General features: G+C 66.6%; 12 protein-coding genes. 10 read left to right on the top strand and 2 right to left on the bottom strand.

Going from position 1 to position 14,100, the window contains the following annotated elements:
- On the bottom strand, positions 1–1,131 hold the full coding sequence (locus tag FOY91_RS08235; RefSeq protein WP_238995304.1) for a CDP-alcohol phosphatidyltransferase family protein: 1,131 nt from the start codon (positions 1,129–1,131) through the stop codon (positions 1–3).
- 149 nt (positions 1,132–1,280) lie between these two features.
- On the opposite strand from FOY91_RS08235, the gene FOY91_RS08230 reads away from it, so the two are divergent.
- The 10 genes from FOY91_RS08230 to FOY91_RS08185 all read left to right on the top strand — a co-directional run bounded on the left by FOY91_RS08230 (position 1,281) and on the right by FOY91_RS08185 (position 13,509).
- Positions 1,281–2,066: a succinate dehydrogenase iron-sulfur subunit gene (locus FOY91_RS08230; RefSeq protein ID WP_145149966.1), complete on the top strand. Its 786-nt coding sequence runs from the start codon at positions 1,281–1,283 to the stop codon at positions 2,064–2,066.
- Complete coding sequence (locus FOY91_RS08225) at positions 2,063–2,536, top strand: PaaI family thioesterase (RefSeq protein WP_145149964.1); 474 nt, start codon at positions 2,063–2,065, stop codon at positions 2,534–2,536. The genes FOY91_RS08230 and FOY91_RS08225 overlap by 4 nt, the downstream gene beginning before the upstream one ends.
- A complete protein-coding gene (gene zapE, locus FOY91_RS08220; protein WP_145149962.1) occupies positions 2,533–3,645 on the top strand; it encodes a cell division protein ZapE in 1,113 nt (370 codons plus the stop codon). The genes FOY91_RS08225 and zapE overlap by 4 nt, the downstream gene beginning before the upstream one ends.
- A gap of 152 nt (positions 3,646–3,797) precedes the next feature.
- Positions 3,798–4,760 carry a malate dehydrogenase gene (gene mdh, locus FOY91_RS08215; protein WP_145149960.1) on the top strand — a complete coding sequence of 321 codons (963 nt, stop codon included), beginning with the start codon at positions 3,798–3,800 and terminating at the stop codon, positions 4,758–4,760.
- 72 nt (positions 4,761–4,832) lie between these two features.
- Positions 4,833–5,717 carry a succinate--CoA ligase subunit alpha gene (gene sucD / locus FOY91_RS08210; protein ID WP_145149958.1) on the top strand — a complete coding sequence of 295 codons (885 nt, stop codon included), beginning with the start codon at positions 4,833–4,835 and terminating at the stop codon, positions 5,715–5,717.
- A gap of 71 nt (positions 5,718–5,788) precedes the next feature.
- A complete protein-coding gene (locus tag FOY91_RS08205; protein WP_145149956.1) occupies positions 5,789–8,695 on the top strand; it encodes a 2-oxoglutarate dehydrogenase E1 component in 2,907 nt (968 codons plus the stop codon).
- 2 nt (positions 8,696–8,697) lie between these two features.
- Positions 8,698–9,996, top strand: coding sequence for a 2-oxoglutarate dehydrogenase complex dihydrolipoyllysine-residue succinyltransferase (odhB, locus tag FOY91_RS08200; protein WP_145149954.1), 1,299 nt, complete (start codon positions 8,698–8,700; stop codon positions 9,994–9,996).
- 43 nt (positions 9,997–10,039) lie between these two features.
- Positions 10,040–11,437 (top strand): dihydrolipoyl dehydrogenase, encoded by a 1,398-nt coding sequence (gene lpdA / locus FOY91_RS08195; protein WP_145149952.1) that lies wholly within the window; start codon positions 10,040–10,042, stop codon positions 11,435–11,437.
- Between the two features lie 549 nt (positions 11,438–11,986).
- The gene (locus FOY91_RS08190; protein ID WP_162527175.1) at positions 11,987–12,589 is read left to right on the top strand and encodes a TetR/AcrR family transcriptional regulator; all 603 of its coding nucleotides are present in this window, start codon (positions 11,987–11,989) and stop codon (positions 12,587–12,589) included.
- A complete protein-coding gene (locus FOY91_RS08185; RefSeq protein ID WP_145149948.1) occupies positions 12,586–13,509 on the top strand; it encodes a diacylglycerol/lipid kinase family protein in 924 nt (307 codons plus the stop codon). Before FOY91_RS08190 ends, FOY91_RS08185 begins: the two co-directional genes overlap by 4 nt.
- On the opposite strand, the gene FOY91_RS08180 is transcribed toward FOY91_RS08185, so the two are convergent.
- Positions 13,506–14,042, bottom strand: coding sequence for an adenine phosphoribosyltransferase (locus FOY91_RS08180; RefSeq protein ID WP_145149946.1), 537 nt, complete (start codon positions 14,040–14,042; stop codon positions 13,506–13,508). The two genes, FOY91_RS08185 and FOY91_RS08180, sit on opposite strands and share 4 nt — an antisense overlap.
- Between the last annotated feature and the right edge of the window lie 58 nt (positions 14,043–14,100).

Below are 14,100 nucleotides of genomic sequence, written 5' to 3'. Positions count from 1 at the left end.
CTACTCCACCAGCCATGAGGTGATCGGCCGCCCGCCGGCCTTGCGGACCATCGCCTGCGCCAGCCGCACGGCGTGGAACAGCAGCGACAGCATCGTCCACCATGCCACCCCTACCAGCCCCAGATCGGGGCGACCGGCGATCACGCTGGCCAGCAGGATCACCATGTTCGGGTTACGTCGTGCGGTGATGAGGCGGAAGCGCGAATCCGTCCGTTCCCACACATGGATGTGGATGCCGTAGGAACGGATGAACGTGCCCTCGATCAGCCGCTGCACCACGTAGCCGCCGACGATCGCGATCATCACCCACAGGAAACGCTCGGGCGGCAGCCCCAGCCCCCATGTGCCCAGCCCCGCGCCCCATGCCCACCACCAGAAGGGGGGATGCACCAGATCGATCCCGTGGTCGAACACGTTGCCCCATCTTGACGAGGTGATCGTGCAGCGGGCGAGTTTGCCGTCCACCGTATCGAGCACCATGAAGCCGAGGCCGGCACCCATCCCCGCCCAGTAATGGCCGTCGGCGAACAGGAAAAAGGCGGCCACGCACAGGATCGCACCGATGCCCGTCACCATGTTGGGCGTCATGCCGATGCGCGCGGCGATCCGGGTCAGCACCAGCGCCCATTCCGGCCAGAGATATTTGGTGAGGATGTCGGTGACGCCCTTGTAGGCGGCATAATAGCTGCGCCGCTCGATCGTGCGGACGGTGGCCGGGGTCAGCGGTTCAAGGAACGGCTGCTCGCGCTTGCGCAATTGATCGTTGTACAGGGTGAAGCCGGCATCGTGGACGATCTCCGTCAGACCCGGCGGTTGCCCCCCCTGCCCCGCCATCCACGCAATCGCAGCGGGCACGGCGGCCGCATCGGTGACATGCGCGATTGCCGGGATGCCGTCCTTCTTCAGGACCGTGCCGGCCTGTCGCGTCATCCAGCCGAGCAACGGGGGATCGAAGGCGAAGGCGGCATTCACCAGCAGCACGGGCGTCGCGGCGTCGGCGGGCGCCTCGGCGAAGGCCAGCCCCGCCTTGCCTGCGATGCGCCGGGTCCGCTCGCGCACGCTCATGCCCCAGATCGGCGTGGCGTTGTCGCCCACCGTGATGACCAGCGGGGTGGAAAGGCTGTCGGTCACAATACAGTCCCGGTTGTTGCGTCGCACAACCCTTAGGCGGTGGCGGCGGAATGTCCAAAGGCGGCGACGGGACGCTGCGCCTGCAAACAGGCCATTGAGCCTGCGGCATCGAATCGCTATCTGCACAGCAGCACGAAGGGATCCGATGCATGGCCGAGTTCGCACTGCCGAAGAACAGCAAGATCAAGTCCGGCGGCAAGGTGCACAAGGCCCCCGCCGACGCCAAGTCGGTCAAGGCGTTCAAGATCTATCGCTACGATCCCGACTCGGGCGAGAACCCGCGCTACGACAAGTTCGAGCTTGATCTGGACGATACCGGCCCGATGGTGCTGGACGCCCTCATCAAGATCAAGAGCGAGCAGGATCCGACGCTTACCTTCCGCCGTTCCTGCCGCGAGGGCATCTGTGGCTCCTGCTCGATGAACATGAACGGCCGCAACGGCCTCGCCTGCACCACCGCGATCGAGGACTGCAAGGGCGAGGTGCGGATCACCCCGCTGCCGCACATGGACGTCATCAAGGATCTGGTGCCGGACTTCACGCATTTCTACGCGCAATATTCGTCGATCCAGCCCTGGCTGAAGACGGTGACGCCGCCGCCCTCGGGCAAGGAGCGGCTCCAGTCGCCCGACGACCGGGCCAAGCTGGACGGGCTGTACGAGTGCATCCTGTGCGCCTGCTGCTCCACCTCCTGCCCCAGCTACTGGTGGAACAGCGACAAGTTCCTCGGCCCGGCGATCCTGTTGCAGGCCTATCGCTGGCTGGCCGACAGCCGTGACGAGATGACCGGCGAGCGGCTCGACGAGCTTGAGGATCCGTTCCGGCTCTATCGCTGCCACACGATCATGAACTGCTCGAACGTGTGCCCGAAGGGCCTGTCGCCGGCCAAAGCCATCGCCGAGGTCAAGAAAATGGTCGTCGAGCGCCAGATTTGAGCGCGACCGGCGCGACGCCGGCCGACCCCCACTTCGGCTTCGCACCCGACCCGGACCAGCCGGGCTGGATGCGACGCGAGGCCGTCGAGACGGGCGCCTTCATCGATGTGTTCGGTACGATGCATATCCGGGTGGAGGCATCCGATCGTGTCCGGCTGCGCGTTCAGCCGGGGCCGCAGCATCGCAACCTGATGGCGTTCGTCCACGGCGGCTTCATGCTGGCGCTGGTCGATCAGGCGCTGTTCGCCGCCACCACCGCCGTCGGCATTCCCGGCGCGGCGGGCGGCGTGACGATCGACTGCGCCACGCAGTTCCTCGACCGCGCCCGGCTCGACGTGCCGCTCGATGCGATCGTCGAGATCCTGCGGGAGACGGGACGGCTGGTGTTCCTGCGCGGGACGATCGAACAGGAGGGAACGCGCGTGCTCGCCTTTTCCGGCACGATCCGCAAGGGTCGGGTCACCGCATGACCGGCGTCCTCGCGCGATACGATGCGCTGCTCGCCGCGGGCGAGCTCCGCCCCGACCCGGACCAGCGCGCCACCGTGACGCGGCTCGATGCGCTGGCCGTCGAACTCGATGCCGCGCCGGTGAAAGGCAGCGTCCTGTGGCGGATGCTGCGCCGCGCGCCGCCGCCACCACGCGGCATCTACATGTGGGGCGGCGTCGGCCGCGGCAAGTCGATGCTGATGGATCTGTTCTACGACTGCATTCACCTGAAGGCGAAGCGCCGGGTCCACTTCCACGAATTCATGATCGAGGTGCACGACCGCTTGCGGATCGAGCGCGCGAAGGAAAAGGGCGATCCGATCGCGCCGGTGGTGGAGGCGCTGGCCGCCGAGGCCCGGCTGCTGGCGTTCGACGAGATGGTGGTGAACAACACCGCCGACGCGATGATCCTGAGCCGGCTGTTCACCGGGCTGATCGAGGCTGGCGTCACCGTCGTCACCACCTCCAATCGCCCGCCCGCCGATCTCTACAATGACGGGCTGAACCGCGAGCACTTCCTGCCGTTCATTGCGCTGGTCGAGGCGCGGCTGGACGTGCTGTGCCTGAACGGCCCGACCGATTACCGCATGGCCCGGCTGGGCGGTGCGCCGACTTGGTATGTACCGAACGGCAACGCCACGACGCTCGCGCTCTCCCGCGCCTTCTTCCGCCTCACCGACTTTCCACCCGAGGACCGCGCGAACGTGCCTTCGCACGAGCTAACGGTGTCGGCCGGGCGCAGCATCCACGTGCCGAAGAGCCTCAAGGGCGTGGCTGTCTTCTCGTTCAAGCGGCTGTGCGGCGAGGCGAAGGGCGCAGCGGACTATCTCGCGATCGCGCGCCATTACCATACGGTCATCGTCGTCGGCATTCCCGTGCTGGGGCCGGAGAAGCGCAACGAGGCCGCTCGCTTCAAGACGCTGATCGATGCGCTCTACGAATATAAGGTGAAGCTGCTGGCGGGTGCCGATGCTCCGGCGACCGAACTGTACCCCGCCGGCGACGGCGCGTTCGAGTTCGAGCGGACCGTATCGCGCCTGATGGAGATGCAATCGGACGATTATCTTGCCGAAGGCCACGGCGCCGGCTGAGTATTTTGCCGCAACCGCGATAAAAAGGGCGGTTGTGCCGGGCGCAAGCGGTTGCCCCTCGCGCCCCACCGGTCTAAGCGGACGGCGCTTTCTCGGCGGTCGCAACGGCGTGACCGCCCACCCTGATCCACTCGACACACGGGGGCACACGCATGGCTCGTAAGAAGATCGCGCTCATCGGCGCAGGCAATATCGGCGGTACGCTCGCGCATCTCGCGGCGAAGAAGGAACTTGGCGACATCGTCCTGTTCGACGTTGTCGAGGGCATCCCGCAGGGCAAGGCTCTCGACCTGTCGCAGTGCGCCCCGATCGAGGGCTTCGACGCGAAGATCACCGGCACGAACGATTATGCCGACATCGCCGGCGCCGACGTCATCATCGTCACCGCCGGTGTCGCCCGGAAACCGGGCATGAGCCGCGACGATCTGCTGGGCATCAACCTGAAGGTGATGAAGGCCGTCGGCGAGGGCATCAAGGCCAACGCACCCGACGCGTTCGTCATCTGCATCACCAACCCGCTCGATGCGATGGTGTGGGCGCTGCGCGAATTCTCCGGCCTGCCGCACAACAAGGTCGTCGGCATGGCCGGCGTGCTCGATTCGGCGCGCTTCAGCCACTTCATCGCGGACGAGTTCCAGGTGTCGGTCAAGGACGTCAGCACCTTCGTGCTCGGCGGCCACGGCGATACGATGGTGCCGGTCGTGCAATATTCCACGGTGGCCGGCATCCCCGTCCCCGATCTGGTCAAGATGGGCCGTTCCACGCAGGAGCGCATCGACGCGATCGTCAAGCGTACGCGCGGCGGCGGTGGCGAGATCGTCGGCCTGCTCAAGACCGGCTCCGCCTTCTACGCGCCCGCCACGAGCGGCATCGCGATGGCCGAGGCATATCTGGGTGACCAGAAGCGCGTGCTGCCGTGTGCTGCATGGGTCGACGGCCAGTACGGCGTCGACGGCCTTTACGTCGGCGTACCGGTCGTGATCGGCGCCGGCGGCGTCGAAGAGATCATCGAGATCTCGCTCGACGACGAGGCCAAGGGCAACCTCCAGGTTTCGGTCGACGCGGTCAAGGAACTGCTCGTCGCCTGCAAGGGCATCGACAACTCGCTGGCCTGATATCGCCGGCCTCTCGGGCAGCGGGGCGTGCGATCACGCCTGCCCCGCCCCACCGTGTTTTGAGGAGATAGAATGAGCATCCTCGTCGACAGGAATACCAAGGTCATCACCCAGGGGATGACCGGCAAGACCGGCAGCTTCCACACCGAAGCCGCGCTTGCCTATGGCACGCAGATGGTCGGCGGCGTCACGCCGGGCAAGGGTGGCACCACCCACCTCGGCCTGCCGAACTACGATACCGTCCACGAGGCCGTCGCCGCCACCGGCGCCACCGCCTCGGTCGTGTACGTGCCGCCGCCCTTCGCCGCCGACTCGATCCTCGAGGCGATCGATGCCGAGGTCCCGCTGATCGTGTGCATCACCGAGGGCGTTCCCGTGCTCGACATGGTGCGCGTCAAGCGCGCGCTTTCCGGCTCCAAGTCCCGCCTGATCGGGCCGAACTGCCCGGGCGTGCTGACGCCGAACGAGTGCAAGATCGGCATCATGCCCGGCGCCATCTTCTCCAAGGGGTCGGTCGGCGTGGTTTCGCGCTCGGGCACGCTCACCTACGAAGCGGTGTTCCAGACGACCAACGAAGGCCTCGGCCAGACGACCGCCGTCGGCATCGGCGGCGATCCGGTGAACGGCACCAACTTCATCGACGTGCTCGAATTGTTCCTTGCCGACGACGCGACCCAGTCGATCATCATGATCGGCGAGATCGGCGGCGCGGCCGAGGAGGAAGCGGCCCAGTTCCTGCGGGACGAGGCCAAGCGAGGCCGCAAGAAGCCGATGGCCGGCTTCATCGCCGGGCGCACTGCGCCTCCGGGCCGTCGCATGGGCCATGCCGGCGCGATCGTGTCGGGCGGCCAGGGCGGCGCCGAGGACAAGATCGCGGCGATGGAAGCGGCGGGCATCCGCGTCGCGGCGAGCCCCTCGGAGCTCGGCACCACGCTGGCAGCAGTCCTCAAGGGCTGAGACTGAACGGTTGATGCATGCGGGCCGCCCGGCCCCGGATCCCGGGCGGCCCCGTGGCAGAGGACGGGTTGATGGGTTTCGAAGGGCTTGATTTCGATGCGATCGAGGGCGTCAGCCCGTCGTTCGTGGAGGCGCTCTACCGCCGCTACCGCGACGATCCCGATGGGGTCGATGCCGGCTGGCAGCAGTATTTCAGCGGCTTGCGGGAGGCGATGAGCGGGCCGAGCTGGGGCCGTTCCAACTGGCCGCTGAGCGACACCGATGCGCTGACCGCCGGATTCGATCCCACGCAGTCCGCCGTGCCGGCCAAGCCCGCGAAGGCGAAGTCTCCGACCGCCGCCCCCGCCTCTGCGGAAGCGCCTTCCGCCGCCGCCATCGCGCAGGCGGCCGACGATTCGATGCGGGCGAACCTGCTGATCCGCACCTACCGCGTCCGCGGCCACCTCGCCGCCGATCTCGATCCGCTGGGCCTGACCAAGCGCGACCTGCCGGCCGACCTCACGCCCGAATTCCACGGCTTCTTCGGCGCCGATCTCGACCGGCCGATCTATATCGGTGGCACGCTGGGCTTCCAGACCGCCACGGTGCGCGAACTGATCGAGGTGCTGCGTCGCAGCTATTGCGGCCATGTCGGCCTCGAATACATGCACATCGGCGACGTCGAGGAACGCCGCTTCCTGCAGGAGCGGATGGAGGGTCGCGACAACGCGATCAGCTTCACCCCCGAGGGCAAGAAGGCGATCCTCACCAAGGTGATCCACGCCGAGCAGTGGGAGAAATTCCTCGGCCGCAAATATGTCGGCACGAAGCGCTTCGGGCTGGACGGCGGCGAGAGCATGATCCCGGCGCTTGAAAGCGTCATCAAATATGGCGGCGCCGGTGGCGTGCGCGAGGTCGTGATCGGCATGGCGCATCGCGGCCGGCTGAACGTGCTCGTGAACGTGATGGCCAAGCCCTATCGCGCGATCTTCAGCGAATTCGCCGGCGGCTCGGCCAACCCGGCCGACGTCGGCGGCTCGGGCGACGTGAAGTACCACCTCGGCACCTCCACCGATCGCGAGTTCGACGGCAACGTCATCCACCTTTCGCTGGCACCGAACCCGAGCCATCTCGAGGCGGTCGATCCGGTCGTGCTGGGCAAGGCACGCGCCAAGCAGACCAAGCTCGACGATCTGGAGCGCAAGCAGGTGCTGCCGATCCTGCTCCACGGCGACGCGGCGTTCGCCGGCCAGGGCATCATTATGGAATGCTTCGGCTTTTCGGGGCTGGCCGGGTACAACACCGGCGGCACGGTGCATTTCGTCATCAACAATCAGGTGGGCTTCACCACCAGCCCACAGTTCGCGCGCTCCTCGCCCTACCCATCCGACATCGCCAAGATGGTGCAGGCACCCATCCTGCACGTGAACGGCGACGATCCCGAGGCCGTGACCTTCGCCTGCAAGGTGGCGACCGAATTCCGTCAGGCGTTCGGCCGCGACGTGGTGATCGACATGTGGTGCTATCGTCGCTTCGGCCACAACGAAGGCGACGAGCCGGGCTTCACCCAGCCGCTGATGTACGACGAGATCCGCAATCACGCGCCGATCAGCCGGATCTATGCCGACCGCCTCAAGAGCGAGGGCATGATCGACGAGAACGGCGTGAGCGCGCTCGTCGAGGATTTTGTCAAGATGCTCGAGGAGGAGTTCGACGCCGCCAAGGGCTTCCGCGTCAACAAGGCGGACTGGTTCGAGGGCGACTGGGCCGGATTCGCCGCCCCGCGCGAGGCCGTGACCGAGCGGCGCGCCGTGGAAAGCGGCATCAGCCGTGACCGGGTTGACAGGTTGGCGCAGGTGCTGACCACCCCGCCAGAGGATCTGACGATCCACAAGACGCTGGCCCGCATCCTGGACGCCAAGAAGCAGATGTTCGCATCCGGCGAGGGCTTCGACTGGGCGACCGCCGAGGCAATGGCGTTCGGCGCGCTGCTGCAGGACGGCTTTCCGGTCCGCCTGTCCGGCCAAGATTCGGGTCGCGGCACGTTCAGCCAGCGGCACGCCGTCTGGGTCGACCAGAAGGACGGGCATAAATATATCCCGCTTTCGTCGATCGACCGCCGCTTCCAGGTTCTCGACAGCCCGCTGAGTGAGTTCGGCGTGCTGGGCTTCGAATATGGCTATGCCAGCCAGGCTCCCGGTACGCTGGTGCTGTGGGAGGCGCAGTTCGGTGATTTCGCCAACGGCGCGCAGGTGATGATCGATCAGTTCATCGCGGCGGGCGAGGCAAAGTGGTTGCGTGTCAACGGCTTGGTCATGCTTCTTCCCCACGGCTATGAAGGCCAGGGGCCGGAGCACAGCTCGGCTCGGCTTGAACGCTATCTCCAGCTTTGCGCCGAAGACAACATGCAGGTGTGCAACATCACCACGCCGGCCAACTATTTCCACGTGCTGCGCCGGCAGATGATGCGCAACTTCCGCAAGCCGCTCATCATCATGACGCCCAAGTCGCTGTTGCGGCACAAGGCGGCGGTGTCGTCGATCGAGGACTTCACCGGCGACAGCCATTTCCGCCGGATCCTGTCCGATCCGAGCGCACCGGCCGACGACAAGGTGAAGCGGGTCGTGCTGTGCTCGGGCAAGGTGTTCTACGACCTTGCCGAGGCACGCGACGCGGCGGGCGACGACACGACCACCATCATCCGGATCGAGCAGATCTATCCGTTCCCGGCCGAGCCGCTCGCGCGCCGTCTGGCACGGATGCCGAACCTCGAGACGGTGGTCTGGGCGCAGGAGGAACCGCGCAACAACGGATCGTGGTTCTTCGTTGAGAGCTACATCGAGGAATGCCTGGCGCAGGCGAAGACCGGCCCCGCGCGGCCGATCTACGCTGGCCGCCGCGCATCGGCCGCGACCGCGACCGGACTGGCTAGGAATCATGCCGCCCAGCAGGCGGCGCTCGTGGCGGAAGCGCTCGGGCATGACGTGAAGGCGAACTGACCATGGCGACCGAAGTGAAGGTGCCCACGCTGGGCGAGTCGATCAGCGAAGCGACGCTTGGCCAATGGCTGAAGGCGCCCGGTGAGGCGGTGAAGGCCGACGAGCCGATCGCCAGCCTGGAAACCGACAAGGTCGCCGTCGAGGTCAACTCGCCGGTCGACGGCGTGATGGGCGAGCAGGCCGTGGCCGAGGGTGCGACCGTGCAGGTCGGCGCCGTGATCGCCTTGGTCGAGGCCGGTGGTACTGCCGCGAGCGGTGCGACCCCCGCCCCGCAGGATCGCACCGCCGTCGGCAAGGCCGAGCAGGCCGCCCCCGCGGAGCCCGCATCCGCGCCCGTCAGCTACGGCAGCGGCGAGCAGGACAATTCGGTTCCCGCGCAGGGCGGTTCGGGCGACGACAACGCCGCACTCACGCTCTCGCCCGCCGTCCGCCGGCTCGTGCTGGAACGCCACGTCGATCCGTCGCAGATCAAGGGCACCGGCAAGGATGGCCGTATCACCAAGGACGACGTGCTGGCCGCCAAGCCGGTGACCGCGCGCGCCCCTGAGGCGCTGCCGGCATCTTCGCAGGCGCAGGCCCCCGCTGCCGCCGCCACCGGCGGACGCAAGGAAGAACGCGTCCGCATGACGCGCCTGCGCCAGACCGTCGCCCGCCGGCTGAAGGAAGCACAGAACACCGCCGCGATGCTGACGACGTTCAACGACGTCGACATGACCGAGGTGATCGCCGCGCGCGCCCGCTACAAGGATCTGTTCGAGAAGAAGCATGGCATCCGCCTCGGATTCATGGGCTTCTTCGTGAAGGCGGCGACACTGGCGCTGCGCGACGTGCCCGGCGTCAACGGTTCGATCGAGGGCGACGAGATCGTCTATCGCGATTACGCCGATATCTCGGTCGCGGTATCCGCGCCGCAGGGTCTCGTCGTGCCGGTCATCCGCGACGCGCAGGATCTGAGTTTCGCCGGTGTCGAGAAGACGATCGCCGACTTCGGCAAGCGCGCCAAGGACGGCACCCTGAAGATGGAGGAGATGAAGGGCGGCACCTTCACCATCTCCAACGGCGGCGTGTTCGGCTCGCTGATGTCCACCCCGATCATCAACCCGCCGCAGTCTGCCGTGCTGGGCCTGCACCGTATCGAGGAGCGGCCGGTCGTGCGCGACGGACAGATCGTGGCGCGGCCGATGATGTATCTGGCGCTCAGCTACGATCACCGCCTGGTGGACGGTCGCGAGGCGGTGAGCTTCCTCGTTCGCATCAAGGAAGCGATCGAGGATCCGACGCGGTTGCTGATCGACCTGTGATTTGAACCCGGCCGCCGATCGGCGCGTCGAGGAAGGGACTGCAATGGCTGACTATGACTTCGACGTCCTCGTGATCGGCGCCGGCCCCGGCGGCTATGTCGCAGCGATCCGCGCCGCGCAGCTTGGCCTCAAGACGGCCTGCGCCGAAGGTCGCGAGACGTTGGGCGGCACCTGCCTCAACGTCGGCTGCATTCCCTCCAAGGCGCTGCTGCATTCCTCGGAACTGTACGCCGAGGCGAAGTCGGGCTCGCTCGACAAGTTCGGCGTCAAATTCTCCGGCGTCGAGCTGGACCTCGACCAGATGCACGCGGAAAAGGCCAAGGCGGTCAAGGAACTGACCGGCGGCATCGACGGGCTGTTCCGCAAGAACAAGGTCGAATGGCTCAAGGGCTATGCGACCTTCACCGCCGCCGACACGGTGGACGTGGGCGGCCGCAGCGTGCGTGCGAAGAATATCGTAATCGCCACGGGTTCGTCGGTGACACCGCTGCCCGGCATCACGGTCGACAATGAGGTGGTGATCGACTCCACAGGCGCCTTGGCCTTGCCGAAGGTGCCCGACGAGATGATCGTGATCGGCGGCGGCGTGATCGGGCTGGAACTCGGTTCGGTCTGGAAGCGGCTCGGCGCGAACGTGACGGTGGTTGAGTATCTCGACCAGATCCTGCCCGGCATGGACGGCGAAATTCGCAAGGAATCGGCCAAGATCTTCAAAAAGCAGGGCTTCGTGCTGAAGACCGGGCTGAAGGTGACCGGTGTCGAGCGCAACGGCGCGCAAGCGACGGTCACCGTCGAGCCGGCTGCCGGCGGTGCCGCCGAGACGCTGACCGCCGATGCGGTGCTGGTGGCGATCGGCCGTCGCCCGAACACCGACAGGCTCGGGCTCGACGCGGCAGGCATCGCCCTCAACAATCGTGGGCAGATCGTGGTGGACGACGAGTTCGCCACGCCCGTGCAGGGCATCTGGGCAATCGGCGACGTCACCCCCGGCCCGATGCTCGCGCACAAGGCCGAGGACGAGGGCATCGCCGTCGCGGAAAACATCGCGGGCATGACGGGCATCGTCAATCACGAGGTGATCCCCGGCGTCGTCTATACCCACCCGGAGATCGCTGGCGTCGGCCGGACCGAGGAGGAGTTGAAGGAGGCCGGGGTCGAGTACAAGGTCGGCAAGTTCCCCTTCCTTGCCAACAGCCGCGCCAAGACAAACCGCGATACGGACGGCTTCGTCAAGATCATCGCCGACGCCAAGTCGGATCGCGTGCTGGGCGTCCACATCATCTCGTCGCTGGCGGGAACGCTGATCGCCCAGGCGGCGCAGGCGATGGAGTTCGGTGCGACGAGCGAGGATATCGCCTACACCTGCCACGCGCACCCGACCCATTCGGAGGCGATCAAGGAAGCGGCGATGGCGGTGACGGGCAAGCCGATCCACATGTAAAAGCTGCCGCCCCGTGTGGGGCGATCGGGTTGATGGAAGCGAGGGTTGCTGCTCGAGCGGGGCCTCGATGGCGGCCTCGCTGACCCCCGGGGATAGCGGCATACGTGGTGCATGTTCGGTTCGATCTCGGGATCGGTGAAGGCGGTTCACGCCTTTGCCTGATCGTACAGGCAGATGCCGATGGCGCACAAACCCGGTCGATAGTAAAGTTTATCAGCACCTCGGACCGAGAGTCGTAAAAAAGCTCAGACTGCTTGAGAAGCATATCGTGCCAATAAAGCCGTATTTTCGGCGTAGAATGCCGTTTCTAACGGATAAAGCCGTCAAATCGGCGGTTTATCGATTTGATAAGGGTGATATTGCTCCACCCCCGGATCAATACCGGATATTGACCATGTCAGAACCGTCCTTGCCGACACCACAGCAGACCCGCCCGGAGGCAGTCGATGCCCGGCATTCCGTCTTGCCGGTGACGTGGTCATGACGCTTCCCGCGGCAGACTTGCCCCGCATAGCCACGCGTGGTCGGCCTTCCAAGGAAGAGGCGGCGTTGCTTCGAAAGCGCATCATCGATGCCGCGCTTACGACATTCCGCCAGCATGGTTATGCGGGCGCCAGCATCGATGGCGTCGCACGTGCCGCCGGTGTCAGTCGCACGACGGTCTATGCGCTCTATTGCGACAAGCCGACGCTGTTCGCCGAGACGATCGACGCCAAGATCGTCATATCGGATCTGTCCCGATGGGTGGCATTCGACGATCGCGACCCCGAGATTGTCCTGCGCGAAACCCTCATAGCGCTGAACCGGACTTACTATCGCCAGCCCAATTTCGAGGTCCTCCGGCTATGCATCGCCGAGGCGGATCGCTTTCCCGAACTGTTCGAACAGGTGTGCACGCTGCTGGGCACTGCGCTGGTCGGTCTGACTGCCTATCTGGAGCGGTTGCATGCCGCCGGACGATTGACGATCCACGATCCGGGTCGCGCCGCCATCCTGTTCAATATGCTGGCGCTCGGCTCGCTCAAGCCATTTCTCATCAGCGGCGAGCGGCTCTCTCCCGATGACCGGGGGGGCCATCTCGACCTGGCGCTCCACCTGATGCTCCATGGCTGTCTCGGGCCGCCCCCTGCCCCGGCAGCCCCGACCGAATGACTCCATCGACGGCGCGGTCGGCAGTCGACGGCGCCGTCCCGGTTCTCGTCAACCGCCAGGCGGGCGCCGTCGCCACGCTGGGGCGAACGGCGGCGGGCGTGATCGGCGCGGCCTTCGATGCCGCCGGACTGAGGACGCGCATTATCCTGCTGGATGGGGCGGCGATCGCCGATGCGGTTCGGACTCATGCTGCCGCCCCGCTGTTGGTGATCGGCGGCGGCGACGGCACGCTCGGCGCCGGTCTGGCGGGGCGACGCGGTCATGGCACAACGGGTTTGCTGCCTCTCGGAACGCGCAATCACCTCGCCCGCGACCTTGGCGTGGCGACCGACTTGCATGCCGCCGCACGGGTCATCGCCGCCGGCCACACGCGGACGATCGATCTGGCGTCGGTCAACGGGCATGGGTTCGTCAACAACGCCTCGGTCGGCCTCTATCCGTTGATGGTGCGCCGGCGCGAGGCCCGCACGCGGGGCGGGCTGCCGAAATGGCTGGCGACGCTGCCCGCTGCCTGGGCGGCGCTTGCCAGGCTGCCGCATCACCGCTTGCATCTCCATGGCCCCGTCGCCTGTGCGCACGACGTGCGGACGCCGCTGCTGTTCGTCGGCAACAATCGCTACGGGCTGGAGCGTGGCCGACTCGGCAACCGGCTCGCACTGGATGACGGCCTGCTTTCGGTGCTGGCTGTGGCGACGAACACCCGCACGGGCCTGATATGGCTGGCGGTGCGCGCCCTGACCGGCCGGATCGACCCGGCCCGCGACTTCACCGTGATCGGCGACTGCACCCGGCTTCTGGTTCGATCGCGCGCCGGTACAATCGACGTCGCCCTCGATGGCGAAGTCATTCGCCTCGCCCCGCCGTTGCGGTTCACCGTGTCGCCCGGCGCCTTGCGGATATGCGTGCCGCTGCCCGCCTAGTCGCCCTCAAACGCCACGAGAGCGTGCGCGGCCACACCTGCCTCTGCGATGCGCGCGGCGCCCCCCAGATCGGGCAGATCGATCACGAAGGCCGCTGCGACGACCTCCCCCTTTGCCTGACGGACGAGGCGGATCGCCGCGAGCGCGGTGCCGCCGGTCGCGATCAGATCGTCGATCAGCAGCACGCGAGCGCCGGGCACCATCGCGTCCTCGTGCATCTCCACACGGTCGGTGCCGTATTCCAGCGCATAGTCCACCCCCACGGTGACCCCGGGCAGCTTGCCGTCCTTACGGATCAGCACAAGCCCTACCCCCAGCGCCTGCGCCACCGCCGCACCGAAGATGAAACCCCGCGCCTCTATCGCAGCGACAAGGTCGACGGTGCCGACATATGGCGCCGCCAGTCGATCGACCGTCGCGGCGAAACCGGTCGGGTCGAGCAGAAGCGTCGTGATGTCGCGGAACTGGATGCCGGGCTTCGGGAAGTCCGGGATGGTGCGGATCAGCGCCGCGATATCGTGATTGTCGGTCATCGCGTCACTCCGCTGAAAACGAGATCGGCGGAAGCAGCATCCCGAAGGAGGCCGCTTC

This window comes from Alterirhizorhabdus solaris (genome assembly GCF_007785815.1).
GTDB classification, from domain to species: Bacteria; Pseudomonadota; Alphaproteobacteria; order Sphingomonadales; family Sphingomonadaceae; genus Alterirhizorhabdus; species Alterirhizorhabdus solaris.
This window is presented reverse-complemented; position numbering and strand designations above follow the sequence as displayed.

What these genes read in the sequence shown, in the direction of transcription:
- FOY91_RS08230 (WP_145149966.1), top strand. Translation starts at nt 1,281, where the DNA reads ATGGCCGAGTTCGCACTGCCGAAGAACAGCAAGATCAAGTCCGGCGGC.
- zapE (WP_145149962.1), top strand. Translation starts at nt 2,533, where the DNA reads ATGACCGGCGTCCTCGCGCGATACGATGCGCTGCTCGCCGCGGGCGAG.
- mdh (WP_145149960.1), top strand. Translation starts at nt 3,798, where the DNA reads ATGGCTCGTAAGAAGATCGCGCTCATCGGCGCAGGCAATATCGGCGGT.
- sucD (WP_145149958.1), top strand. Translation starts at nt 4,833, where the DNA reads ATGAGCATCCTCGTCGACAGGAATACCAAGGTCATCACCCAGGGGATG.
- FOY91_RS08205 (WP_145149956.1), top strand. Translation starts at nt 5,789, where the DNA reads ATGGGTTTCGAAGGGCTTGATTTCGATGCGATCGAGGGCGTCAGCCCG.
- odhB (WP_145149954.1), top strand. Translation starts at nt 8,698, where the DNA reads ATGGCGACCGAAGTGAAGGTGCCCACGCTGGGCGAGTCGATCAGCGAA.
- lpdA (WP_145149952.1), top strand. Translation starts at nt 10,040, where the DNA reads ATGGCTGACTATGACTTCGACGTCCTCGTGATCGGCGCCGGCCCCGGC.
- FOY91_RS08185 (WP_145149948.1), top strand. Translation starts at nt 12,586, where the DNA reads ATGACTCCATCGACGGCGCGGTCGGCAGTCGACGGCGCCGTCCCGGTT.
- FOY91_RS08180 (WP_145149946.1), bottom strand. Translation starts at nt 14,042, where the DNA reads ATGACCGACAATCACGATATCGCGGCGCTGATCCGCACCATCCCGGAC.